This is a genomic window from Brevibacterium pigmentatum, assembly GCF_011617465.1.
Taxonomy (GTDB): domain Bacteria; phylum Actinomycetota; class Actinomycetes; order Actinomycetales; family Brevibacteriaceae; genus Brevibacterium; species Brevibacterium pigmentatum.
Window position 1 is genome coordinate 408,240 of the sequence record NZ_CP050153.1, and the last position, 23,643, is coordinate 431,882.

A 23,643-nucleotide genomic window follows, 5' to 3' on the forward strand; every position below is an offset into this window, starting at 1 on the left:
ACTGAAAGCCACATATTCCAGGCACACTACGACGGGTGAGGAGAAGCCCATGTCTTACATCAAGATCAACGCGCCGCTCGAAACCGGCTTCGGCACCGTCCTTTCGGAGCCTGCTCTGACGTTCATCGCCAAGCTCCACGACGAGTTCGCCGGCACCATCTGCGACGTGCTGCGCACGCGCCGGGCCCGCGCGGCCGAGATGAACGGCGGAACCCTCCCCCGTTTCAAGCCCGAGACCGCACGCATCCGCGCCGACCGCTCCTGGTCGGTCGCCGGATCCGCCGGAGCACCCGGTCTCGAAGACCGCCGCGTGGAGCTCACCGGCCCGGTCACCGAAGACGAAGTCGTGGCAGCGCTGAACTCGCAGGCGAAAGTGTGGCTGGCCGACCTCGAAGACGCCACGAGCCCCACCTGGGCCAACGTCATCGGAGGACAGGTCAACCTCTTCCGCGCCATCCGCGGCCAGCTGCCCGGAGTGACCAACGACAATCAGCCGACCATCGGACTGCGTCCCCGCGGTTGGCACCTGCCCGAGAAGCACCTGATCTACGTCGATGACAACGGAGCCGAGTTCTCGACCTCCGCCGCGCTGGTCGACTTCGGTCTCTACTTCTTCCACAATGCTCGGTACCTCATCGACAATGGTTCCGGCCCGTACTTCTACCTGCCGAAGCTCGAGTCCTCGCAGGAAGCACGCCTGTGGAACAAGGTCTTCGTCCTGGCGCAGAACATGCTGGGCATCGAACAGGGCACCATCCGGGCGACCGCTCACATCGAGACGATCACCGCAGTGTTCCAGATGGAGGAGATCCTCTTCGAGCTGCGCGATCACTGCGCCGGCCTCGAAGCCGCCGGCTGGGACTACCTGTTCTCCGTGGTGAAGAACCTGCGCAACACCACCGAGTACGTTCTGCCCGACCGCGAGCGCCTGACGATGGACCTGCCGCTGATGAAGGCCTTCACCGACCGCCTCGTGGCCACCTGCCATCGTCGCGGAGCACATGCGATCGGAACCATGTCCAACCTCATGGCCGATCACCCCGACCAGGAGTTCGTGGCCGCCGAATTCGAGCGCATGCGTGAGGACAAGGCCCGTGAGGCCTGGCAGGGCTTCGACGGCACCTGGGTCGCCGATCCTGCTCTGGTTCCCGCTGCCCTGGCCGTGTTCGACGCCGCTCTGGGCTCGCAGCCGCACCAGCTGGAGAACAAGCGCCCCGACGTGCAGGTGACCAGCGAGAACATCCTCGACCGCACCGGCCTCGAGCCGGTCGTGACCGAAGAGGGCGTGCGCGTGAACATCCGCGTGGCCATCGGATACATGAACGAATGGCTCGGCGGCAATGGGCACGTGGCTCTGGAGAACCAGCTCGAAGACGTGTCGACGGCCGAGATCTGCCGCTCGCAGATCTGGCAGTGGATCCGCCACGAGGTGACCCTGGACAACGGTCAGCAGCTGACCTCGCGTCTGGTGGAGCGCTACCTCGGCGAGGAGCTGGCGGGCATGGAGCGCCGCGCCGACGACCACTTCGATGAGGCCGTGGAGATCTTCCGCGAGACGGCACTGGGCGAGGAGTTCGCTGAATTCCTCACCATGCCGGCCTACACCGACCACCTGGTCGACCGGGTGTCCAAGCCCACCGAAGCCTTCGTCGCCTAACAATTACTACCTGGCGGCGGCCCAGCAACCTCGCGCGAGGTTGCTGGGCCGCCGTCAGGTAGTTCTGGGGGTAGTTAGTGGGGACTCAGGTCCAGTCGATGCCCTCGGGCGGCCACGGCTCGCCGTCGGCCTGAGCATTGAGCTGGTAGGCGATCGCCCCGTCGATCGACTCGCGGATGATGTCTGCATGTCCGGCATGCCGGGCGATCTCGGTATTGAGATGCATGAGGATCCAGCGGACGGACATGACGAAGTCGTCGGGCATCCACGGGTTGTACGGCATCGGAACTTCGGTGCCGAGGTCGGTCCCCGCCTCTGCGACTGCGGCCCGAGCCTCCTCGATCCCGTCGATGACCTTGTCGAAGATCGCTACCGCCTCGTCGATGTCGAGGTCGGGCAGGGCTGACCCGTCGAACATCGCCGTGAGTCCCATCTTTTCGTTGACCGGTCGGTAGTCGTCCTCGGCGATCTCTCGAGTCGGTTCCTTGACTTGGATGAGCCAGTTGTTGACGACCTGCGCCGCGTGGACGACGAGTCCTGTGATGCTCAATCCGCTGGCCGTCGGTGTGCTGCGAGCCTGTTCGTCGGTCAGGCCGAGCGCCGTGAGCTTGAGCTGGTTGCACTGCTGCGTGAGGAACGTGAAGGCAGCGTCGGCTTCGGTCGTGACGGAAGGGGTGAAGAACGGCATGGTCTCTCCTCGTGGGGTCTTCGTTCGGCAGGTCCGCCGCAGCCGATCGGCTGAAGCGGTAAACCTATCGTCAACTCCTATGCGGACATATACTGTCCGCATCTGTGGAGGGGCCCGAAGTTCTTTGAAGACGTTGTCGGAGGCTCCTTTCAGATCTGCGCGGGCACCTTATCTCGGCTCGCACGAAAGAGGAGAGTGACATGCGATCGGAGACGCGGCTCCTGACTCTGCTGAGCCTGTTCGCCTCCGGGCGTGGGTACACTGCCGCCGAACTCGCCGCCCGCTTCGACGTCACCCCGCGGACCATCCGCCGCGATATCGCCGAGCTGCGCGATCTCGGCTACATCATCTCCTCGATCCCTGGTCTCGCCGGTGGCTACCGCGCCGAATCGCGGACGGTGCTGCCGCCTCTGCAGCTCGAGGCGGGGGAGGCGCTGGCCACCGCGGTTGGTCTCGCGCTCCTGCGCGGGGCCGGCCTGGACACCGAGCATGCGGATTCGGCGACGACGAAGCTGCGGGAGATGCTTCCGACGGCGATGCGCGCGACCGTCGCTGATATCGCGGCGGCCGTGTCCGTGTCCGAAGGAAACGTTCCCGGAGTCGATATCGATGCAGTCATCACGCTCGCCTCGGCGATCAATGCGTCGACGATCGCGACCTTCGACTACCGGAAGATGCAGCGGACGGAGGCCGAGGTCCCCTCCGTCACGAGCGCGCCCGTTACCCCGACCGCCGATCCGATTGCGGTTCGATGGGCAGCCCCCGATAGCGGCGTCACCGACGCCAACTCCTCGACTGCCGAACCCTCGACGCTGCGTCGCGTGGAACCGATCCGCCTCGTCGTTTTCGGCGCTCACTGGTACGTCTTCGCCTTCGACCTCGACCGCGATGATCATCGGGTCTTCCGCCTCGACCGGATGAGCGATGTCCACGCGACGACGCTGAGCTTTACGCCGCGTGACCACCCCGACGCCGAGGCGGCTGTCTCCGCCGCCGTCACCACCACCGCGTATCCGCACACCGTCGTTCTGCGCACCGCTGCCTCGGTGCAGGAGGCGAAGGAATGGTTTTCCACCCGGAGCGCCACCATCACCGAGGCGGCCGACGGGGTGCGCATCACCTGCGGATTCTGGGACCTCAGATGGGTCACGGCCACCCTGGCAGCGATCCCCGCCGAGATCGAAGTGCTCCACCCGCCGGAGCTCATCGACTCCCTGCGAGAACACGCAGCGAGAGCCCAGGCAGTCGTCGAAGCCTCAATTTCCTAATTGCCACCCGACGGCGGCCCAGATACCTCGCGCCAGGTTGCTGGGCCGCCGTCAGGTAGTAATTGGAGGGCAATGGGGGTTGTTTCTACCTGACCGTTGAGTGATCCCGACGTGAATGAATCATGGATGAGTCCATATACTGGGGGCCATGACGATTCTCATTGGCTACCTACCCGCTCCCGAGGGTGAGGCTGCTCTGCGTGCCGGTTTCGCAGAGGCCAAACTGCGGTCGAGCGCTGCCGTCGTGATCAACTCACAGCGACGAGGTGCCAGTGGAACTCCGACCGAGATCGGTGAGGACGAGATCAAGCGGATCGTCGACCTCGGCAAGGAATCGGACGTCGACGTCGAGGTGCTCCAGCCCGACCACGAAGACGATCTGCCCGGCACGCTCAACGACCTCGCCGAGGAGTACAAAGCCCAGCTCATCGTCATCGGCCTGCGCAAACGCTCGGCGATCGGGAAGTTCATCCTCGGCTCGCAGGCACAGCGGATCCTCCTCGAAGCCGAGGTTCCGGTCCTCACGGCCAAAGCCTGATTCGACGGCAAAGACCTGAAAACTCGCCAAAGCCTGAATCGACGGTAAGACCTGAAACCTCGCCGAGGCGGCCCTGACCTCGGCGTCACCGCCGAGGTTCCAGCCCCCATCCCCACGCGAGGAGTTCGGCCAGCGACACGCCCTCGGCGTCGCTGAGATCCGTGATCTGTGTGCGGCACGAATACCCGTCGGCGAGAACGATCTGCAGACGCTCGCCGTTGTCGGAATGCGTGCCGGATCCGGTCCGGGGCTCCACACTGGTGGCCCGTCCCCGTTTGCGCAGAGCCGGCAGCAGAGCCACCTCGGCGACGGCGACCGAGGTCTCGAAATGGCCGTCCTCGACGCCGAAGTTCCCGGCCAGACCGCAGCAGCCCCCGAGGAACTCAGTGCTCGCTCCGGCCCTGGCCAGCAGCTCCCTGTCGGCCGCATTGCCGAAGATCGCGGACTGGTGGCAGTGCGGCTGCACGAGCGCCTCGACTCCTGACAGGTCCGGCAGTCCGGCGCCGATGCTCAGCAGGTATTGGGCAAGAGTCTGCACGCGGTCGGCCACTCGGTGCGAGGCCTCATCGGCGACGAGCTTGAGCGAATCGTCCTTGAGCGTGGCCAGGCACGAGGGTTCGACGCCGATGATCGGCACGTCTCCCGTGGCATCGAGAGCGGTGATCGTCTCCGACAGATTCGCCTTCGCCGCATCCAGCTGACCGGTGGAGATGAGAGGCAGCCCGCAGCACACGGTCTGATCGACCACCCGCACATGCACACCGGCCTGCTCGAGCACGGCGACGGCCGCGGCGAGGATGCGCGGAGCGAAATGGTTCGACCAGGAATCGGCGAACAGCACGACTTCGGCATTGGCACGCGACTTCGGTGCCGCCTCGGCGATGGTGGTCCACCACTTCCTGAACGTCGTGGACGCGAACTGCGGGATCGAGCGGCGGACGTCGATGCCGGCCATCTTCTTCGCCAGCGTCGTCAGCCCCGGCAGTCCCGAGACCTTGTTGAGCACCGGCGCCACCGGCGTGACCAGGCGCGCGAGCTGGGGGAGGAACCCGAGGGAGTAGTGCTTCATCGGCCGCAGCCTGCCCTTGTATGTCTGGTGCAGGACCTCGGCCTTGTACGTCGACATGTCCGTGCCGGTCGGGCATTCGGTCCCGCAGGCCTTGCACGATAGGCACAGGTCGAGAGCCTCGTGGACCTCGGGGGAGTCCCAGCGAGGCTCGAGCAGATCTCCGGACACCATCTCCTGCAACACTCGTGCGCGACCTCGCGTCGAATGCCGCTCGTCCCGGGTGGCCTGGTACGACGGGCACATGATGCCGCCGCCGGCCGCCGAATCCGCACGGCACTTGCCGACTCCGGTGCACCGGTGCACCGCCGAAGCGAAACCGGCGGACTCGCCCTCGTAAGCCATCGCCAGAGTGCCGGGCAGCTCCTCACGCAGCGGCAGTTGGGTCAGACGCACCGACTCGTCGAGGGCATCCGGGTCGACGATGACACCGGGATTGAGCAGATGCTGAGGATCGAAGAGACGTTTGACCTGGGCAAACAGATCGAGCGCCGCCGGGGTGTACATGAGGCGGAGCAGTTCGGACCGGGCCCGACCGTCCCCGTGCTCCCCGGAGACCGACCCGCCGTAGCGGGCGACGAGCTTCGTGGCCGCGACCATGAAATCGCGCATCACCTGACCGCCGTTCGGGTCCTCGAGTGGGAAGTCCACGCGCATGTGCAGGCAGCCGTCACCGAAGTGCCCATAGGGAATACCCCACAGCCCGTGCTCCTCGAGCAGCTCCATGAGGTCATGAAGATAATCGCCGAGGTGGTCCACCGGAACCGCCGAATCCTCCCACCCCGCGTGGGCGTCCCGTCCATCGGGAGTGCGTGAGACGAGGCCCGCACCATCGGCGCGGATCGCCCACACCTCGGCCGCCGCCTTGGCATCGAGGACCGCGGTATCGAGCGACTTCGATTCGGAGATGAGGCGCTGAGTCTCCGACTCGAGGGCGGACTCGTCCTCACCGGTGAGTTCGACGACGAGCCAGCCCGCGCCCTCGGGCAGCGGCGGGACCGCCTCGGCGCCCTTGGTGTCGATGACCCGGTCGAGCATGCGCGAATCGAGACCCTCACAGGCGGCGACGGGGAAGTCCTTCAGCAGAGGCGCATCGTGGGCGGCGGCGACCATGTCCGCATAGCCGAGCACAACCGCCGAGGTGAAGCTCGGGTCCTTGACCAGACGCATCTTCGCCGCGAGGATGACGCCCCAGGTGCCCTCGGTGCCGGCGAAGGCCCGGCGGACGTCGAAGCCATTCTCCGGTAGGAGGGACTCGAGGCCGTACCCGGAGACCTGGCGGGAGAACGTGCCGAAGTTCGTGCGGATGGTGCCGAGGTTCTGCGCAACGAGTTCGTGCAGTCGCGGGAACGTCGCCGCCGCGTCCGAGTCATCGAGGGTGACGACGGTGCCGTCGATGAGCATGACCTTCAGCGCCAGGATGTTGTCCCCCGTGCGTCCGTAGCCCAGTGCCCGCGGGCCGCACGCATTGTTGCCGATCATCCCGCCGATCGTGCAGCGGGTGTGGGTGGACGGGTCCGGGCCGAAGCGCAGACCGTGCGGTTTGGCCTGTTTCTGCAGGTGAGCGTGGACGCAGCCGGACTGCACCCAGGCCGACTGCTCGTCCGGGTCGAGGTCGAAGACCGCATTCATATGGAGAGAGAAGTCGAGGACGATGCCGCGGCCGATGGCATTGCCGGCGATCGATGTGCCGGCGCCGCGGCTGGTGATGGCCACACCGAGGCGGCGCGCAACAGACAGTACTCGCGCCACTTCCTCTTCGTCCTGGGGGAAGACGACGGCGGCGGGGACGAGCCGGAAGAGCGAGGCATCGGAGGAGTACGCGGCGCGGTCGGTGTCGTCGATGCTGAAATCACGGATGCCCGCGGTGCGGAACTGTTCGGCGAGTGCGGTGGGAAGCGCTGTCTGGGACTCGTCTTCGTCGACGGTCGCCCGATTCGCTCCAGTGGGATGGGCCATAGTCGTCATGTCCGCATTGTGCCACCTGGGTTGCCGGAACATCGATACCTTCCACGTCGCGGAGTTGCGAGTGAGAGTCATCTTCGGGGCCTCAGGAACGTTATACTTTCGTTATCACACGTGCTCAGAACGGTGCTGCACAGTAGCCTGAGTTCCTATATCCGGGAATTCTTGGCGTCTTGACATATTCGTGGTATCTAATGGGACTACACCAATTCGTGGCAACGTGCCACTACTTGAATGCAAGGGAAGAAACCATGTCTCGTCGAGCTCGTGAATTGACAGTTGATCAGACTGCATTAGTCGGCGTCGTCCGAAAGGTCGCACGGCAGCGTTCGAAAATCAACACCGACTATGTGATGGCGATTCTGCGCGCCCGTGAAGAAGGCGCGACCTTTGGTGCGATCGCCGAGGCGGCCGGCACCTCCTCGCAGGCCGTTCAGGAGATCGTGCGCAGGCACGGGCCTGTCAAGCGCAGTGAGCCGAAGGCCGGAGTCGCCGACCCTGCCTGATCCTAGGAAGCACGGGGCAGGACGGCATTCTCCGGGTCCCCTCTGTGCCCGCTCTTCCCGCGCAGAAACCAGGGCGGTGATCCATAGATGATATGGATCACCGCCCTTGTGCGATTCATGCACGTTTTCTGACGGTTCCGTGGCCGAATCGTCGAGACACCGGAAGTGGGAATTTCCGAACTGGTGACAATGAGGCTGGTGAGCGAACAAATCACCGAAGAGAATACTGTTCGGAGTTCGAAAATCGCTTCAGGAATCGCCTCTTCATCGGTTTGAGAAATCATTCGGACCTGGATGCTGTGACGGCAACCGCAGGTGAGTTTCCGAAGGACCGGAATAGCCGATTGATCGGAGTTCCCGGCCGCAGTGGGCGGCTTAGATACAAGAAGTACATATTCGCCGGTGTATTGCAGTCTTGTTACACAGGGGACGAGCCAGAGTGAATGGCTCTGTGTGGACCTGGGCCATGCGGCCCTATGCCGGCGCGCAATTTCGGGCAGGTTTCTGCCTGCGGACACTTGGGCGAGAGCCGCAACGCCTTGTCTAGAGTGGCCGTATGAACTCCGAGCTCGAATCGCTGCCCGCTGAGATCGTCGACCTTCCGCTCATCCGCATCGCCTCAGACCTCTCGCTCATGGCTTGGGAGCAGATACTCGCCTGGAGGCCGCTGCTCGGCGCGAGCCTCGATGCCAGCGTCGTCGATACGAAGACCTCACCGAATGACCTCGTCACTCGCGCAGACGCACAGATCGAAGCGCTTGTGCGCGGGTACCTCAATCGAGTCCGACCCCATGACCTCATGGTCGGCGAAGAGGGATCCGAGGCCCTGGATCCTGTCGAAGTCTTCCCAACGGATTTCCTACTCAAACTCCACGCTTTCGACTCGGAGTCGGGCCGACTCCTCGAGCTCGGCGATGAACGGCAGAGTAATGGAGCAGCCGGGGCGGATGACGGTCCGCGCTTGGAGTGGCATGTCGACCCGATCGACGGCACCGTCAACTATGTCCGCAGCATCGAACACCATGCATTCTCCGTCGGCGTCTGCGAGGTTGCAGATGAGGAGGACGCCGGCCTCGGGCTCGGCGTCTGGCGGATCGGACTCGTCGCCTCACCCGGACTGGACGCCACCTGGTTGGCGGCCGCGGGACGCGGCGCCTTTCGCGTCGACGGACGATTGGCTGACTACCGCGAGTCCAGTTCTGCCGTTCCGGCGCGACGCCTGCGTGGGACTCCGCCCGGACTGTCGGGCAGGCTCCTGGCCACTGGATTCGCCTACGCCCTGAGCAGCCGCGGCGTCCAGCTGGCCAAACTCGAGGACCTCATGACCGGCTACGACGACATCCGACGCTGCGGATCGGCCGCCCTCGACCTGTGCATGGTCGCCGAAGGGCGGGTCAACGGCTACGCCGAACGCGGCCTGGGCATCTACGACTACGCCGGCGGGGCCGTCATCGTCGAAGAGGCCGGCCTCAAGGTCAGTCGCGGAGGCTCCGGCGGACCGACCGCCGCGGCCGATACCCAGGACGAGGTCGACCGTCTCATTGCCGCGATCTGAACCCGGGGTCGCCGCCGTCCGACCCCAGGCCCACGCCATCTGAACCCAGCCCCCATCACCTGAGCTCAGGCCCACTTCGAGTGTGATGCAGATAACGTCATACTTATTTGACTTAATTTTCAGAGCATAGGCTAAGCTTACTTTCAGTGTGTGCACGCGCTCTTCTTATACGTTCATTCCTGAAAGTGGGACCCTCATGGTTTCGACTCGCCTTCAACTGAGCGCCCTGGCAGGCGTTGTCGCTCTCACTCTGGCCGGCTGCGGCTCGGCAGAATCCGACTCGGCGAAGGCCGATGCCTCCGGCTCCACGGTCGAGGTCGAGGACAACAACGGCAAGCAGACCGTCGCCTCCCCGCCGAAGTCCGTCGTCGCCACCGACAACCGCACGTTCCAGACACTCAGCGACTGGGGCATCGAACTCAAGGGCGGCGCCGTCTCCCTGATGAGTGAAGACCTCGAGTACACGCAGGATGATTCGATCCTTGACCTCGGCAGCCACCGCGAACCCGACCTCGAGAAGGTCGTCGAAGCGAAGCCCGACCTCATCGTCAACGGTCAGCGCTTCGCCCAGTTCCATGACGATCTGGCCAAGCTCGCTCCCGAGGCAACGGTGCTCGAACTCGATCCCCGCGACGGCGAGGACTTCGACGCCGAGCTGCGCCGACAGACGACCACTCTCGGCGAGGTCTTCGGCAAGCAGGATGAGGCGAAGAAGCTCGTCGACGACTTCGATGCCTCCATCGAACGCGCCCAGGCCGCCTACGACGACAGCGACAAGGCCATGGGCCTGATCACCTCGGCCGGCGACATCGGCTACGCTGCACCCTCGGTCGGACGCACCGTCGGCCCCGTCTTCGACATCCTCGACCTCGACCCGGCCCTCGAGGTCGAAGAGGGCAGCGAGGACCACCAGGGCGACGACGTCTCCGTCGAAGCCATCGCGAAGTCGAACCCGGACCTGATGATCGTCCTCGACCGCGACGCCTCCTTCGCCCCCGAGGAACGCGACGAAGGCTCGGCCCCTGCCGCCGAGGTCCTCGAAGACTCCGAAGCGCTCAAGGACGTTCCTGCGATCAAGGACGACAAGATCGTCTACTTCCCTGAGGACACCTACCTCAACGAAGGCATCCAGACGTACACCGAGTTCTTCAACGACTTCGCCGACACACTCGAAGACCAGAAGTGATGACCCTCGCCGAGGCGGCCCGACGTCGGAACGAAAGCCGACGCAACCGGACGGAACAGGTCCCACGTGGGGCCGCCTCGGCGAAGGCACCCCTGTTCGGATGGCCCCTGCTGCTGGGCATCCTCGGGGTCGCAATCCTCCTCGCGGTCTCGCTGCTCACCGGCGTCTATGACGTCTTCGGCGGTGACGGCGGGGCCGAGATGTTCCAGATCACGCGGATCCCGCGCACGATCGCCCTCGTCCTGGCGGGAGCCGCCATGGCGATGTGCGGGCTGGTCATGCAGCTGCTGACCCAGAACCGCTTCGTCGAACCGACGACGACCGGAACCACGGAATGGGCGGGCCTCGGCCTCATGCTCACCGTCATCATCTACCCCGACGCCTCGATCGTGGCACGAATGGTCGGGGCGATCATCGCCGCGTTCATCGGCACCCTCGTCTTCTTCGTCTTCCTCCGCCGCGTCTCCCTGAAGTCCTCGCTCATCGTGCCCATCGTCGGCATCATGCTCGGCGCCGTCGTCGGCGCCGTCTCGACATTCATCGCGGTGCAGACCGACATGCTGCAATCCTTGGGCATATGGTTCGCCGGCAGCTTCACCTCGATCCTGCGCGGCCAGTACGAGACGCTGTGGATCGTAGCGGCCGTCGTCGTCGCCATCTTCATCCTCGCCGACCGATTCACCGTCGCCGGTCTCGGCAAGGAGATCGCCACCAACGTCGGACTCAACTACAACCAGATCCTGCTGCTGGGCACCGTGTTCGTGGCCATCGCGACCGGAGTGGTCACCGTCGTCGTCGGCAACCTGCCGTTCCTCGGCCTCATCGTGCCGAACATCGTCTCGCTCATGCGCGGCGATGACCTGCGCTCGAACCTGCCGTGGGTGTGTCTGCTCGGCATCGCGATCGTCACCATCTGCGACCTCATCGGCAGGATCATCGTCATGCCCTTCGAAGTGCCCGTCTCCCTCATCCTCGGCGTCGTCGGCGCGGCCGTGTTCGTCGCCCTGCTGCTGCGTCAGCGAAAGGTCGGGTGAGCTCGGATGCGCGCAAACGATGAAACCGAATCGACCGGGACCGGCACCGAGGCAGCCCACCCGACCGCGGCCACCGTCGTGAACGGCGGGGATCGGTCCGGTGCGGGCGCACGGTACGGTCGGCCGCCTCGGCGAGGGTCCGCGACTGCTCAGCGGTCGTCGGGACCGCTTCCGACGAAACGGTCGCAGCGTCGCTACTGGACGATGATCATCGTGCTGGCGGTCGCCTCGGCGGGGATCGCTCTGGGCATCCTGGCCTGGGACAATCCGATGCCGATCACCGACCCGGGGTTCTGGCTGATCGCCGAGCTGCGGCTGACGAACCTCGTCGTCATCGCCCTGGTGGCACTGTGTCAGTCGTTCGGCACGGTCGCCTTCCAAACGGTGACGAACAACCGGATCATCACCCCATCGATCATGGGATTCGAGTCCCTCTACGTGGCGATCCAGACCTCGGCGATGTACTTCTTCGGAGTCACCGCGATCGTCGAACTCAAGGGGCTAGTGCCCTTCATCGTCCAGCTCGTGCTCATGGTCGGGCTGTCGCTGGCCCTCTACGGGTGGCTGCTGTCGGGACGGCATTCCTCGGTGGCGCTCATGCTGCTCATCGGCGTCGTCATCGGCGGCGGACTCGGCTCGGTCGCGACATTCATGCAGCGGACGCTGACCCCGAGCGAATTCGACGTCCTCTCCGCCCGACTGTTCGGGTCGATCTCGAATTCGGATTCGAGCTACCTGCCGGTGTCGATCCCGCTGAGCGTGCTCGCCTGCCTCGGGCTCTACCTCTGCTCCTCACGCCTGAATGTGGTGGCCCTGGGACGGGACATGACGAGCAACCTGGGACTCAACTACAAGGGCGAACTGCTCAAGGTCCTCTTCTTCGTCTCCATCCTCATGGCAGTGTCCGTCTCGATGATCGGACCGATGGTCTTCCTCGGCTTCCTCGTCGCAATGCTCGCCTACCAGTTCGCTGACACCTTCGACCACAAACGCCTCTTCCCGATGGCCGCGCTCATTGGATTCGTCGTTCTGGGTGGGGCGTACTTCGTCATGAAGAACATCTTCTACGCCGAGGGGGTCGTGTCGATCATCATCGAGATCGTCGGCGGCGGCGCCTTCCTGCTCGTCATCCTGAGAAAGGGGCGCCTGTGATCACGCTCGAATCGGTCCGCAAATCCTACGCCGACGAAGTATCGATCGGACCCGTCGATCTGCAGATTCCCGCCGGGGGAGTCACCGCTCTGGTCGGGCCGAACGGTGCCGGGAAGTCGACGCTGCTGACGATGATCGGGCGGCTGCTCGGGATGGATTCCGGTGCGATCTCGGTGGCCGGCTATGACGTCAGCTCGACGAAGTCGAAGGATCTCGCGAAGATCGTGTCCATCCTGCGGCAGGAGAACCACTTCATCACGCGGCTGACGATCCGGCAGCTCGTCGGCTTCGGGCGGTTCCCGCATTCGAAGGGACGACTGACGACTGCCGATGAGGAGGTCATCTCGCAGGCGATCGACTTCCTCGAACTCGGTGAGCTGGAGAATCGCTTCATCGACGAGCTCTCCGGCGGGCAGCGGCAGCGTGCCTATGTGGCGATGGTGCTGGCTCAGGACACCGACTACGTGCTGCTCGATGAGCCGCTGAACAACCTCGACATGAAGCGGTCTGTGCAGATGATGCAGCACCTGCGCCGGGCCGCCGCCGAGATGGGGAGGACCATCGTCATCGTCCTCCACGACATCAACTTCGCCGGTCACTACGCCGACCACATCTGTGCGGTCAAAGATGGTGCGATCGTCGAATTCGGCACGCCCGAGGAGATCATGACCGGAGAGGTGCTGTCCCGAGTGTTCGACACCCCGGTCGACGTCGTCGACGGCCCGCGAGGGGCCCTGGCGGTGTACTTCTGAGGCTGCTAGCTGTGTGCTGCTGATCTGCTGTTAGCGGGGACGGCTGTCCGTGTGTGAGGCCTGCCCGTGCGGTGGCTGGGGTGGCGGGGACACTTACTGAGGCTACTTTCGGGCGCTTATCGCCTTTTGACCGAATCATCGATTTCGATCCCGATGCATCGGTCAGAAGGCGATGACAGTTCGGACGAAAGTCGATGACGGATGGTGCAAAAGCCGATTACTGGGCTCGAGCTCCCGTGGACTGAGTTCTCACTTGCGCACCAGACACCGTGGAGTGCCTGCTCGGTCGGCGCCTTTCGAGACAGTCAGTGCGATCATCGGTTGCAATGGGCGAACCCATCTCAACGGTGCTCAACAGCTGAGTGTTCGCGGGGACTCCCGTGCAGTATTTCGGGGAGTCTTGTGCAGAAACGGTTCTCAGCGGCCTGTGGAGAAGAACGTGACTCGACCGTTGTGGACTTGTGGACGACGAAACGTTGTCCACAGCCCCAGCGCAAGAGGTTCTGAAGGCGGGCCGCTGATGCCGATACTCGCCAGATGAAGAATACGATCTATCGTGAAGAGCTCTCCGCCGCGGGTATCTCCTCCAAGACGATCATGGGTGCGCTGGACTGCTGCCTGATTCGTCTTTGCCGCGGGGTGTACTCGGTGATCCGCGAGTGCCACGTGAGAGACCACAGCCGAATTGCGGCATTTATCAGAGACGCCGACTGGATCAGCTTCCACGTCGACAAATCTCCATCCGACTTGAAGCGTGATTTCCGGTACCAGACCCAGCTCCGTGCGCTGCGAATTCAGAGCTATCGCTGGTATCGGCCAGAGGATGTGATTGTCGGCAAATCGGCTGCTGTCCTCCACGGAATACCTTTGTACAAGGACGCATCGAAGGCGATCACGGTCAGACACCCGAGGAGCAATTCACACACTGAGGAGATCATCCGGGTGCGGCGTGAGGTTCCCACAGAGGATCAGGTCCGATTCGGCCACCTAGCGGCCACCTCGGCGATCAGGACGGCCTTGGACCTCATTCGGATCTCGGGACAACGCGAAGCTTTTGCAGCACTGGAGTGGGTGCTGCGTCAGACGACGGCCGCTCAATTCCCTGGCTTCAACCCGAAGTTCGGGTATACGGAGAAGTTTCAGACCGAGGCCCGTCGAATTATCGAGACGGCATTCTATCCCGCGGTTGCCCGCATGCGGTCGGGCCAAGTCACCGCACAGCGGATGGTTGATGCGATCGGTCCGTTCTCTGAGAGTCCTGCTGAGAGCCACTGCCGATTCAACCTCATCGCCTTGCATCTGACGGGGTTCGAACAGCAGATCGAAGTCCGAGACAGCCGGGGCTTCATAGCTCGAGTGGATTTTCTCAACGAACAGACACGAACGATCCTCGCAGTCGACGGAAGCGAGAAATATGCTCTGGTGGGGCCTTCGCTGATCCGGAAAGAAGGCGAACAGCACAACCGGCTTCTCAGCTTGGGCTATAAGGTCATCCATCTGAGTTTCGACGAAGTGCTCAGCCTCAGCGACTTTCGGGACAAGATCTTCAGACAAGCGCCGGAACTGAAGTAGATGGTTAGGAGTCCGGACGAATGATGCAGACCTCGCGCATCGACTTTTGTGCCGTTAACCATCGGGTTTTGTACGGTCGGGTATCGAGTTTTGTGCGGTGCATCGAGTTTTATCCCGATGACCTGATCAGAGAGCGATGATTCGCCGAGGAGGCCGCTGAGTGACCACGCCTCGTCACTCGGTGAGGGCGCCGTTCAGTGCCAATTCCTGCGTCGGCCTCCAGTGGCCACCCGAAGAGAACGGCGCTGATGTTCGTGACCGTCGGATCCTTTTCGCGGCCTTCCTCAACCAAAGTGAGGACGCGGAAGGCGGCTGCGCTTTCGGTCTGAGCAGACCCGGCGGCCTCCTCTATTTGTCGTCTGCCTCGACGGCCGGTCGGACCGTCACCCAACGGCGCACTGCGAGCACGAGTGCAGTGATGAGCCCGACGATGAGCAGCCCGTCGGCGGCGATGTAGAACAGGTGCAGGGCCGAACCGCCGTCGTCGACCCCGGCGAGCACCGCATCGGTGCGCTGGTTGAGCAGCGGTCGGATGACGATGACCTTGATGATGAGCACTGCGATGAGCCCGCAGGCCACACTGCGGTAGGCGCGGTCGACTCCCGACTTGAGCAGGGCCCACAGCAGGATCACGGCGATGACCAGTTCGACCCAGTTCATCACGCCGAACACCAGTCGCCCGATGCCCAATCCCAACGGGATCGTGATGCCCGGGGCCGTGAACTTCAGCGGCGCCTCGATGAGGGAGATGCCGATGATGAGCCCGAGCCAGACGGCGGGCAGGAGGATCCGAGCGCTCGCCGCCAATCGCGAGTCATCGGTGCTGAAGAAGTGAGTCATGATCCCGATTCTACTCCTCGTAGAAAATCGGCTGCCGCGCCCGATCCGCATCCATTCGGCCGCACCGCAGCGTCCGCCCATCCTTACCACCGCCCCTCCCGCTCTAGACTGGTGCCCATGCGTCTGTTCTCCAACGCCGTCGTGCGCACGTTCGCACCCCAGGCCGCCTCGAACACCCCTGTCTCGACTGCCTCCGACCCGAGCGCATCGAACTCAGACACCCCCGCCGCAGCTCCCACCTCGACCGTCGACTTCATGCAGCCGGCTCCCGACGCGATCCTCGTCGACGGGGAGACCATCGTGGCCGTCGGCACCCGGGCCGAACTGCTCGACATCGCCGCCGCGCAGTCGTCGACGACGGCGGCGCTCGCCTCGGCGGGTGGGGTCGGTGCGACCACGGTCATCCCGGGACTCGAGATCGACGAAATCGACTGCGGCGGACAGGTCATCCTGCCCGGTTTCGTCGACGGCCACATCCATTCGATCATGTACGCCGACTCCCTGACCGACCTCGATCTGTCCCAGACGAAATCCCTCGCCGAGGCGGTCGCACTCATCCGCGAACGTGCCGATTCCCTCCCGGTGGGCACGTGGGTGGTCGGCTCCGGGTGGGACCTCAACAAATGGGAGGACCCGAGTTATCCGGACCGGACGCTGCTCGACGCCGAGGTTCCCGACCATCCCGTGGCGATGTGGTCACTCGACCTGCACACTCTGTGGGCCAACGCCCACGCCCTCGAGATCGCCGGAATCGACGAGGCGACCCCCGACCCGTCGGGTGGCAGCTTCGTCCGCGACGACGGGCAGCTCACCGGTCTGGTGCGCGAGGACGCCACCGACCTCGTCGCCCGCTTCATTCCCGAACCCAGCCGCGAGGAGCAGGTCGAACGCCTCGCCACCACTCAGGAGCTCTTCCTCTCCCAGGGCCTGACCGGGATCCACGACTTCGACGGCATCGCCGCGACTCTGGGGTGGAACGACCTGCATGAAGCCGGTCGCCAGGACATGCGCGTGACGCTGTTCCTGCGCTCACCCGAGGTGCCGTGGGCGATCGAGACCGGGTGGCACACCGGCGACGGCGACGACTGGCTGCAGTGTGGTGGGTTGAAGCTGTTCTCCGACGGGGCGCTCGGCTCGCACACCTCGCACATGTCCTCACCGTTCCCCGAAACCGACGGCGAGACCGAGAACTTCGGCATCGCGCAGATGACCGAGGACGAACTCTTCGAGCAGGCGCACATCGCCACCGAGGCGGGCATCTCCGTGGCCATCCACGCCATCGGCGACCAAGCGAACCACCATGTGCTCGAAGTCTTCGACCGGCTGCGTGACATCACGCGGGCCGCGGAGGAGAAGTACGACCGGCCCCTGCGCCACCGCGTCGAACACGCTCAGTTCATCCAACCGTCCGACGTTGCACGGTTCGCCGAGCTCGGGGTGCTCGCATCCATGCAGCCACGCCACTGCATCTCCGATCTGCATCTGCTCCACCTCATCGACGAGTCCGCGCAGCTGGCCGCTTACGCGTGGCCGGACCTGCTCGAGGCGGGCGCGCACGTCGTCTTCGGTTCCGACGGCCCCGTCGAACCGGCGAACCCCTTCGCCGCGATCTATGCGGCGATGACCAGGGCGAACATCTCCGGCGAGGCGTCCACGACGTTCCAGCCGCACCGTCGTCTGAGCGCAGTCGAGGCCATCCGCCTGCACACTCAGGGTCCGGCTTTCGCCGCCGGCCTCGAGGCCCGACGCGGATATCTGGCCCCGGGAATGGACGCCGATTTCATCCTCGTCGACACCGATCCGTGCGCCGCCGAAGGGCTGAGCAGCGACGCCCTCAACACCGAGGTGACCGCACAGTCGAGTGACCTGAACGGCTCGCGCACGCCGACCGACGGCCTCCTCGGCTACGATTCCGAAGAAGCCCTCTTCGCCCACGCCGAGGCGATCCGCGACACCCGAGTCGCGCTCACCGTCGTCGGCGGCGAAATCAAATACCGGGCCTGACCTCGCCGAGGCGGCGCGACCGTCCCGCTGAAACGTCCCCGCAGGGACGCGGAAATCCCGTGAGATGTCCCCGCAGGGACGCGGAAATCCCGTGAGATGTCCCCGCGGGGGCGCGAACCCACCGAACGACGACGGCCCGACGTCCCCGCAGGGATGTCGGGCCGTTGTGAACGCTGCTCATCCTCGGCGAGGCACCGGAACGGATGTCCTTTCGCCTTGGCGAGGTTCGACGCAGACGTCGGGCCGCCTCGGCGAGGCGAATAGCCGACTCAGATGTGGCGGCCGCCGGAGATCTCGGTGACGGTGCCGGTGAGGTAGCTCGAGAGCCCCGAGGCGAGGAAGAGCACAACCGAGGCGACCTCTTCAGGTTCGCCTGCCCGGCCGAGCGGGATGTCGGCGAGCTTCGAATCGATCGCGTGCTGCGGCATGGCTGCGGTCATCGCCGTGTTGATGAAGCCGGGCTGGATCGCGTTGATGCGGATGTTCTTGAACGCGACCTCCTTCGACACGGCCTTCGTCATGCCGACGATGCCCGCCTTCGCCGCGGAGTAGTTCGACTGTCCGGGATTGCCGACCTTGCCGCTGATCGAGGACACGTTGATGATCGAGCCGCCGCGGTCCTGTTCGCGCATGAGTGCGGTGGCGACCTTGAGCCCGTTCCACGTGCCCCGCAGGTGCACGGAGATGACATCGTCGAACTGCTGCTCGGTCATCTTCCGGATCGTCGCATCACGGGTGATGCCGGCGTTGTTGACCCAGATGTCGACACCGCCGAACGCCTTGGCGGCCTCCTCGGCGAGCTTCTCGACGGCTGCGAGGTCGGAGACGTTGCACACGACACCGGCTGCGATGTCTTCGCCGCCGAGCTCGGCCACGGCCGACTGCAGTCTCTCCTCGGTTATATCGGCGACGACGACCTTGGCTCCGGAGTCGACGAGGCTGCGCGCCATCGCCAGGCCCAGTCCCTGCCCGCCGCCGGTGACGACGGCGACCTTCCCGGCCAGCAGGCCGGGAATCGCGGTGACTCCGCCGGTTTCGGTGACGGTGATGCCGGTGTTCGCGGTCGTGGATTCAGTCATGTGATGCCTTTCGTTGGGGTGTGACCAAGCGGAGCCGGACCTCGCCGAGGCGGCCCGCCGTTGCGCTTATGCGTGCAGAATACTGGTGCCGAACTCAGAGGTTGAACTGGGGCTTGTGCGCGCCCTTGAGCAGCTGTTTGGCGACGACGACGCGCTGGACTTCGGAGGTGCCTTCGTAGATGCGGAAGAGGCGGGCGTGACGGTAGAAGCGTTCGACCGCGGATTCGCGCATGTAGCCCATGCCGCCCTGGATCTGCACGCCCTTGTCAGCGATGCGGGCCAGCGCTTCGGAGGCGAAGAGCTTCGCCGAGGAGGGGCCGAGCTTGCGGTCGGTCTCAGCGTCCCAGCGCTGCGCGGCGGAGAGGACGAGCGCTTTGGCGGCGGCCACCTCGGTGTAGATATCGGCGAGCATCGCCTGGACGAGTTGGAAGCGGGCGATCGGCTCGCCGCCCTGTTTCGCGTCGGCGGCGAAGCGCACCGACTCGTCGAGGATGCGGATCGACTGGCCGACGCAGATCGCCGCGATGTGCAGGCGTCCCTTGTTCAGCGAGGCCATTGCCGCGTAGAAGCCCTTCTCCTCCTCGCCGCCGATGAGGTTGGCGGCGGGCACGCGGACGTCGTCGAAGAAGATCTCCGAGGTCCATGCGCCGGCCTGGCCCATCTTGTGGTCGTGCGGTCCGACGGTCACGCCCTCGGACTTCGTGGGCACGAGGAAGACTGAGATGCCCTTCGACCCGGTGGCGTTCGGGTCGGTGCGGGCGAAGACCATGAGGACGTCGGAGGCCTCGGCGTTGGTGATGAACCGCTTGGAGCCGTTGATGATGTAGTCATCGCCGTCGCGCACGGCCTTCGTGCGCAGGCCCGATGGATCGGATCCGGCCTCGGATTCGGTCAGCGCAAAGGAGGCGACGACGTCGCCGGATGCCAGACGTGGCAGCCATTCGGACTTCTGGTCGTCGGTGCCGTAGTTGACGAGCACCTGTCCGGCGATGCCGTTGTTCGTGCCGAACAGCGAGCGGAACGACGGTGTTGTGTAGCCGAGCTCCATGGCCAGGAGTGCGTCCTGTTCGGCGTTGAGGCCGAGGCCGCCGTATTGCTCGGGCAGGGCCCAGCCGAAGAGTCCCATCTCGGCCGATTCCTTGATGATGGCTTCGGGGAAGGCGTCTTTGTCCTCGACCTGGGTTTCGAGGGGGACGACCTTCTCGCGGACGAATTCGCGGACGGCGGTGAGGATGTCGTCGAGTTCTGAGTTGTCCATGGGTCACTCTCCTTTGTGTGTGTCCGGACGGTGGCATCCTGCGGACGGCGGTTCAGTGGCGCAGAGGTGCAGCAGTGTCATTGTGCGACTGGGGCCATCATATATCGAATTGATGAATAAACGAGAGGCATTAATGCCGTGATAGGTAATTATTATCGGTGTGAGTGGCGGTGGGGCTGGGGAGTGGTGAGGCGGTGGGACTGTGGGGTGCTGACTCTGTGGTTCTCAGAGAGACGCGTTCCACTCGTCGAGGCGGCTGCGCAGCAGCTCGGCCGTCATCTCAGTGAGTCCGATGCCGTGATAGTTCGGCAGCCAGGTCTCGACACGATCGGCCGCGCTCGCCGCCGTCTGCACATCCCAGTCATTGATGTCGGAGATCGCTGCACCGAGCCGGGCCTCGTACTCGGCGAGGAACGATGCGGCGGCAGCGCGGGAGCCCAACAGGACGAGGTCCTGCCTGCACCAGGCGAGATCGAAGCCCCGCGGAGCGTGCTTGGCTCCCGACCAGTCGACGACCCCCGTGAGGCGAGGCGCCCCGGTGGCCTCGTCGCGAACCCACAGGGCGTTGCCGGTCCAGAAATCCCCGTGGGAGAGCACTCGATCGCGGAGGTCGAGCCGGTCGAACCCCTGTTGCGCACGGTGGGCGATCGCCGATTCCCCGGTGTGCGGTGCCAGCGGTGCCAGAGGCAGTCCGGTGCCGTCGAGTCCATGGATGGAGAACAGTGCCGCAGCCATCTGCTGCGCCACGGCAACGAGATCAGCGTGGGGATCGGGCGTCGAACCGGCGACCCTGGTCGTGATGATGAGCGGTTCTTCGGTATCCGCGCTGCCGGCGACGAGGTGAGGGACCATCGGCCCGAGCGCGGTGATTCGTTCGAGCGCGGCGAGCTCTCTGGCCACGGCATCGTCTCCCGAGGGAAATGTTCGAACGACGACTTCGGAAGCACCATCGGAAGCCAGAAGGGTGAAGGCGTGCTGGCCCGCAGTGAAGACCTCGAGCAGCTCGAGATCCCGGCCCAGAAGCGTCGACGCCGATCGACGGGCTCGTTCCTGTGATGTCGGCACGCGCATCATCGCCGCGGTTCAGCAGCCGGTGCGTGCGGAATGCCCGCGCACCGGGCGAGCAGCTTCTTGAGCCCGGATGTATAGCGTTTGGCCATCATCATCTGCGCGGCGGTCGTGATCGGGCCGGCCGCCTTGAGCGGCGGATGACCCGGTACAGAATCCGCGGTGATCGAGGCAACGAGGCGGCCCTCGGAGTCCGTGGACACGAGGAAGGTCTCCTCCCCGTTCTCCAGGTGACCGGGCAAGGTGCGATAGGTGAATCCGGCGCGGTTCGCCTCGTCGATGACCTCGGAGACGATGCACGACCCGACCGTCACGAGCAGATCCCGACCGCGCAGCCGCCTCGGCGAGGTCGGCCATAAGGGGTTGAGTCGCAGGTCGACGACCTGCCCTTCGGCCACACGACGTCCGGGTCGGACCGCGACGCCCGCGAGCTCCTGCAGCTGCCAGGTGAAGATCGCCTCTCGGGTGGCGGGGAAGAGATCGGCAGGCCCCAGATCGCGGTGGTGCTCGAGGTGATTCATTCCCCCATTCGCACCCGGATCGCGGTCATTCTTCGCGCCCGATCGACCCTTGTCATCGCCCCTGGTCAGGCCTAGGATGAAAATGGTTAGCTGAACGAACGCTCGCTACACGTCGGCGTCGTGAGGCGATGCCGATCGCTCATGCCATCGAACGGACACTGGAGTTCATTTATGTCAGACAGCACCTCAGCCGCTCAGCCCACGGCCGCCTCGGCGGGTCCGAAATCCGGTCGCCGCTTCGAAGGACAGGTCGCCGTCATCACCGGTGCCAGCCGCGGCATCGGACTCGGCGTCGCTCGGCGGCTCAACGCCGAGGGGGCCACCGTCGTCCTCACGGCACGCAAGCCCGAAGCGCTCAACGAAGCCGTCGCAACGTTCCCCGAAGGCACGGCGCTGGCCATCGCCGGCAAGGCCGATGACCCGGCGCACCGAGCAGAGGTGTTCGACACGATCGCGCAGAAGTTCGGCCGTCTCGACGTGCTCGTGGCGAATGCGGGAATCAACCCCGTCTACGGCCCGCTCGTCGATATCGAGCTCGACGCTGCGCGAAAGATCTTCGACGTCAACGTCCTCGGCACCCTCGCCTGGGTGCAGGACGCCGTTCACCACGAGGGGCTGAAGTTCCGCGAGAACAAAGGCCGCGTCGTGACACTGTCCTCGGTCGCCGGGCAGGTCCCGAGCGAGGGCATCGGCTTCTACGGGATCTCGAAGGCGGCGGTCTCGCACCTGACGAAGACGCTCGCCGTCGAACTCGGCCCCGATATCCGCGTCAACGCCGTCGCCCCGGCCGTGGTGAAGACGAAGTTTGCGACTGCGCTCTACGAAGGCCGAGAGGAACAGGTCGCCTCCGCGTATCCGGTCAAGCGCCTCGGCACTCCCGAGGACATCGCCGGCGCGGTCGCCTACCTTGCTTCCGACGACGCGGATTGGATCACGGCCCAGGTGCTCACCGCCGATGGGGGAGTCGTCACCGCCGGCGGCAGCGCCTGAGGCTGAGTATCTGGCGGCTCTGGCTGCGAGTTGGTAGTGGCGAAAGGTCTGAATTCTTGATGGAATTCAGACCTTTCGCCACTATCAACGCAGGAGGGTCGGACTCCTCCCTGGTGTTGGCAGCCGACGGCTGAGGGGGCAGCGGTATTCTGCGGCGCATTGTTGGGTCGATCCACGGTGTTCTCGGCGCGGAAACCACCGTGGATCGACCCAACAATCCAATCCGGGCAACGTGCTGGAGGCGCCGGCTCTATTTCACCGGCAGACCGGCGGCGTGGGCGCAGATGACGCCATAGCGTTCGGCCAGATCGGCCGGGGTGAGTTCACCGTCGGAGCGGTACCACTGCGAGACGCCCGTGCAGATCGTCGTAATCGCCCGCGAGGCATCCCGTGGGAACTCAGTGCTGAAGCTGCCGTCGGCAACGCACTGCTCGACCACCTCGTCGAGGAGTTTCTGCTGCCGGTCACGTGCGGCGATATGGGCTTCTCGGTGTTGGCCCTGCAGGCTGCGGATCTCGCTGAACGCGATGAAGGCGAGGTCGGATTGGTGAGCGTGGAAGAGCAGCAGACACTCGATGAGTCGGTCGAATCGCGCCAGGGGGGCCTGGTCGCCATCGTCCAGAGCCGCGACGCTGCGCTGCCACAGATCTTCCATGGCCAGGTTGTCGATCTCGGCGAGGATCGCATGCTTCGAGGCAAAGTGATGGTAGAGGCCAGGCACTGACAGTCCGGCTGCTCCGGCGAGCTGGCGGATGCTCGTGCCATGGAATCCGCCCTTGACGAAGTTGTCGAGGGCGGCCTGGAGGATCGGCGACAGCAGGGGCGCGTCGTAGTCCCGCCATTCGATCGTGGGTGCGTTGCTCACGGGTTGTCCCTGCCTGATCTGTCTCACTGTCCTGTCATCTCTAATCTACGACCATTCCTGCCGGGCGGCTCTATTCAGC

General features: G+C 64.7%; 20 protein-coding genes. 12 read left to right on the forward strand and 8 right to left on the reverse strand.

Annotated elements, in window-relative coordinates:
- Positions 1-49: 49 nt before the first annotated feature.
- The gene (gene aceB / locus GUY30_RS01805) at positions 50-1,657 is read left to right on the forward strand and encodes a malate synthase A (protein ID WP_167193612.1); all 1,608 of its coding nucleotides are present in this window, start codon (positions 50-52) and stop codon (positions 1,655-1,657) included.
- Positions 1,658-1,742: 85 nt separating this feature from the next.
- Here aceB and GUY30_RS01810 read toward each other — a convergent pair whose 3' ends face one another.
- Positions 1,743-2,345, reverse strand: a complete 603-nt coding sequence (locus GUY30_RS01810; protein WP_167193614.1) for a mycothiol transferase — start codon at positions 2,343-2,345, stop codon at positions 1,743-1,745.
- A gap of 200 nt (positions 2,346-2,545) precedes the next feature.
- Here GUY30_RS01810 and GUY30_RS01815 point away from each other — a divergent pair, with 200 nt between their 5' ends.
- Entirely contained in the window at positions 2,546-3,613 is a 1,068-nt protein-coding gene (locus tag GUY30_RS01815; RefSeq protein ID WP_167193616.1) for a helix-turn-helix transcriptional regulator, read from the forward strand.
- 148 nt (positions 3,614-3,761) lie between these two features.
- On the forward strand, positions 3,762-4,151 hold the full coding sequence (locus tag GUY30_RS01820; RefSeq protein ID WP_167193618.1) for a universal stress protein: 390 nt from the start codon (positions 3,762-3,764) through the stop codon (positions 4,149-4,151).
- Between the two features lie 85 nt (positions 4,152-4,236).
- Here the strand turns inward: GUY30_RS01820 and GUY30_RS01825 are convergent, their stop codons facing one another.
- Entirely contained in the window at positions 4,237-7,185 is a 2,949-nt protein-coding gene (locus GUY30_RS01825) for an FAD-binding and (Fe-S)-binding domain-containing protein (RefSeq protein ID WP_228281597.1), read from the reverse strand.
- Positions 7,186-7,433: 248 nt separating this feature from the next.
- On the opposite strand from GUY30_RS01825, the gene GUY30_RS01830 reads away from it, so the two are divergent.
- The 7 genes from GUY30_RS01830 (at position 7,434) to GUY30_RS01860 (ending at position 14,939) form a co-directional block, all read left to right on the forward strand.
- Positions 7,434-7,688 (forward strand): hypothetical protein, encoded by a 255-nt coding sequence (locus tag GUY30_RS01830; RefSeq protein WP_167192995.1) that lies wholly within the window; start codon positions 7,434-7,436, stop codon positions 7,686-7,688.
- A gap of 556 nt (positions 7,689-8,244) precedes the next feature.
- Positions 8,245-9,243 carry an inositol monophosphatase family protein gene (locus tag GUY30_RS01835; RefSeq protein ID WP_167193620.1) on the forward strand — a complete coding sequence of 333 codons (999 nt, stop codon included), beginning with the start codon at positions 8,245-8,247 and terminating at the stop codon, positions 9,241-9,243.
- A 196-nt stretch (positions 9,244-9,439) separates the two neighbouring features.
- Positions 9,440-10,429, forward strand: coding sequence for a siderophore ABC transporter substrate-binding protein (locus GUY30_RS01840; protein ID WP_167193622.1), 990 nt, complete (start codon positions 9,440-9,442; stop codon positions 10,427-10,429).
- Positions 10,429-11,463 carry an ABC transporter permease gene (locus tag GUY30_RS01845; RefSeq protein WP_167193624.1) on the forward strand — a complete coding sequence of 345 codons (1,035 nt, stop codon included), beginning with the start codon at positions 10,429-10,431 and terminating at the stop codon, positions 11,461-11,463. The genes GUY30_RS01840 and GUY30_RS01845 overlap by 1 nt, the downstream gene beginning before the upstream one ends.
- Positions 11,464-11,469: 6 nt before the next feature.
- Positions 11,470-12,615, forward strand: coding sequence for an iron chelate uptake ABC transporter family permease subunit (locus GUY30_RS01850; RefSeq protein ID WP_167193626.1), 1,146 nt, complete (start codon positions 11,470-11,472; stop codon positions 12,613-12,615).
- Positions 12,612-13,367 (forward strand): iron ABC transporter ATP-binding protein, encoded by a 756-nt coding sequence (locus GUY30_RS01855; RefSeq protein ID WP_167193628.1) that lies wholly within the window; start codon positions 12,612-12,614, stop codon positions 13,365-13,367. Before GUY30_RS01850 ends, GUY30_RS01855 begins: the two co-directional genes overlap by 4 nt.
- A gap of 537 nt (positions 13,368-13,904) precedes the next feature.
- Positions 13,905-14,939: an RAP domain-containing protein gene (locus GUY30_RS01860; protein ID WP_167193630.1), complete on the forward strand. Its 1,035-nt coding sequence runs from the start codon at positions 13,905-13,907 to the stop codon at positions 14,937-14,939.
- 348 nt (positions 14,940-15,287) lie between these two features.
- Here the strand turns inward: GUY30_RS01860 and GUY30_RS01865 are convergent, their stop codons facing one another.
- Positions 15,288-15,779, reverse strand: a complete 492-nt coding sequence (locus GUY30_RS01865; protein WP_167193632.1) for a hypothetical protein — start codon at positions 15,777-15,779, stop codon at positions 15,288-15,290.
- Positions 15,780-15,896: 117 nt separating this feature from the next.
- Here GUY30_RS01865 and GUY30_RS01870 point away from each other — a divergent pair, with 117 nt between their 5' ends.
- A complete protein-coding gene (locus GUY30_RS01870; protein WP_167193634.1) occupies positions 15,897-17,783 on the forward strand; it encodes an amidohydrolase in 1,887 nt (628 codons plus the stop codon).
- A gap of 269 nt (positions 17,784-18,052) precedes the next feature.
- Here GUY30_RS01870 and fabG read toward each other — a convergent pair whose 3' ends face one another.
- The 4 genes from fabG to GUY30_RS01890 all read right to left on the reverse strand — a co-directional run bounded on the left by fabG (position 18,053) and on the right by GUY30_RS01890 (position 21,709).
- Positions 18,053-18,862, reverse strand: a complete 810-nt coding sequence (fabG, locus tag GUY30_RS01875) for a 3-oxoacyl-ACP reductase FabG (protein ID WP_167193636.1) — start codon at positions 18,860-18,862, stop codon at positions 18,053-18,055.
- 94 nt (positions 18,863-18,956) lie between these two features.
- On the reverse strand, positions 18,957-20,120 hold the full coding sequence (locus GUY30_RS01880; RefSeq protein ID WP_167193638.1) for an acyl-CoA dehydrogenase family protein: 1,164 nt from the start codon (positions 20,118-20,120) through the stop codon (positions 18,957-18,959).
- Positions 20,121-20,345: 225 nt separating this feature from the next.
- Entirely contained in the window at positions 20,346-21,185 is an 840-nt protein-coding gene (locus tag GUY30_RS01885) for a phosphotransferase family protein (RefSeq protein ID WP_228281598.1), read from the reverse strand.
- Positions 21,186-21,190: 5 nt separating this feature from the next.
- A complete protein-coding gene (locus tag GUY30_RS01890) occupies positions 21,191-21,709 on the reverse strand; it encodes a DUF1990 domain-containing protein (protein ID WP_167193642.1) in 519 nt (172 codons plus the stop codon).
- Positions 21,710-21,880: 171 nt separating this feature from the next.
- On the opposite strand from GUY30_RS01890, the gene GUY30_RS01895 reads away from it, so the two are divergent.
- Positions 21,881-22,699 (forward strand): SDR family oxidoreductase, encoded by an 819-nt coding sequence (locus GUY30_RS01895; protein ID WP_052239641.1) that lies wholly within the window; start codon positions 21,881-21,883, stop codon positions 22,697-22,699.
- Between the two features lie 250 nt (positions 22,700-22,949).
- On the opposite strand, the gene GUY30_RS01900 is transcribed toward GUY30_RS01895, so the two are convergent.
- Positions 22,950-23,564, reverse strand: coding sequence for a TetR/AcrR family transcriptional regulator (locus GUY30_RS01900; RefSeq protein WP_167193644.1), 615 nt, complete (start codon positions 23,562-23,564; stop codon positions 22,950-22,952).
- Between the last annotated feature and the right edge of the window lie 79 nt (positions 23,565-23,643).

Bases quoted from the DNA above. Each gene is read 5' to 3' on its own strand.
- GUY30_RS01840 (WP_167193622.1), top strand. From the start codon at position 9,440: ATGGTTTCGACTCGCCTTCAACTGAGCGCCCTGGCAGGCGTTGTCGCT.
- GUY30_RS01850 (WP_167193626.1), top strand. From the start codon at position 11,470: ATGCGCGCAAACGATGAAACCGAATCGACCGGGACCGGCACCGAGGCA.
- GUY30_RS01890 (WP_167193642.1), bottom strand. From the start codon at position 21,709: ATGAATCACCTCGAGCACCACCGCGATCTGGGGCCTGCCGATCTCTTC.
- GUY30_RS01860 (WP_167193630.1), top strand. From the start codon at position 13,905: ATGAAGAATACGATCTATCGTGAAGAGCTCTCCGCCGCGGGTATCTCC.
- GUY30_RS01815 (WP_167193616.1), top strand. From the start codon at position 2,546: ATGCGATCGGAGACGCGGCTCCTGACTCTGCTGAGCCTGTTCGCCTCC.
- GUY30_RS01830 (WP_167192995.1), top strand. From the start codon at position 7,434: ATGTCTCGTCGAGCTCGTGAATTGACAGTTGATCAGACTGCATTAGTC.
- GUY30_RS01895 (WP_052239641.1), top strand. From the start codon at position 21,881: ATGTCAGACAGCACCTCAGCCGCTCAGCCCACGGCCGCCTCGGCGGGT.
- GUY30_RS01870 (WP_167193634.1), top strand. From the start codon at position 15,897: ATGCGTCTGTTCTCCAACGCCGTCGTGCGCACGTTCGCACCCCAGGCC.
- GUY30_RS01825 (WP_228281597.1), bottom strand. From the start codon at position 7,185: ATGACGACTATGGCCCATCCCACTGGAGCGAATCGGGCGACCGTCGAC.
- GUY30_RS01845 (WP_167193624.1), top strand. From the start codon at position 10,429: ATGACCCTCGCCGAGGCGGCCCGACGTCGGAACGAAAGCCGACGCAAC.
- fabG (WP_167193636.1), bottom strand. From the start codon at position 18,862: ATGACTGAATCCACGACCGCGAACACCGGCATCACCGTCACCGAAACC.
- aceB (WP_167193612.1), top strand. From the start codon at position 50: ATGTCTTACATCAAGATCAACGCGCCGCTCGAAACCGGCTTCGGCACC.
- GUY30_RS01865 (WP_167193632.1), bottom strand. From the start codon at position 15,779: ATGACTCACTTCTTCAGCACCGATGACTCGCGATTGGCGGCGAGCGCT.
- GUY30_RS01880 (WP_167193638.1), bottom strand. From the start codon at position 20,120: ATGGACAACTCAGAACTCGACGACATCCTCACCGCCGTCCGCGAATTC.
- GUY30_RS01810 (WP_167193614.1), bottom strand. From the start codon at position 2,345: ATGCCGTTCTTCACCCCTTCCGTCACGACCGAAGCCGACGCTGCCTTC.
- GUY30_RS01835 (WP_167193620.1), top strand. From the start codon at position 8,245: ATGAACTCCGAGCTCGAATCGCTGCCCGCTGAGATCGTCGACCTTCCG.
- GUY30_RS01820 (WP_167193618.1), top strand. From the start codon at position 3,762: ATGACGATTCTCATTGGCTACCTACCCGCTCCCGAGGGTGAGGCTGCT.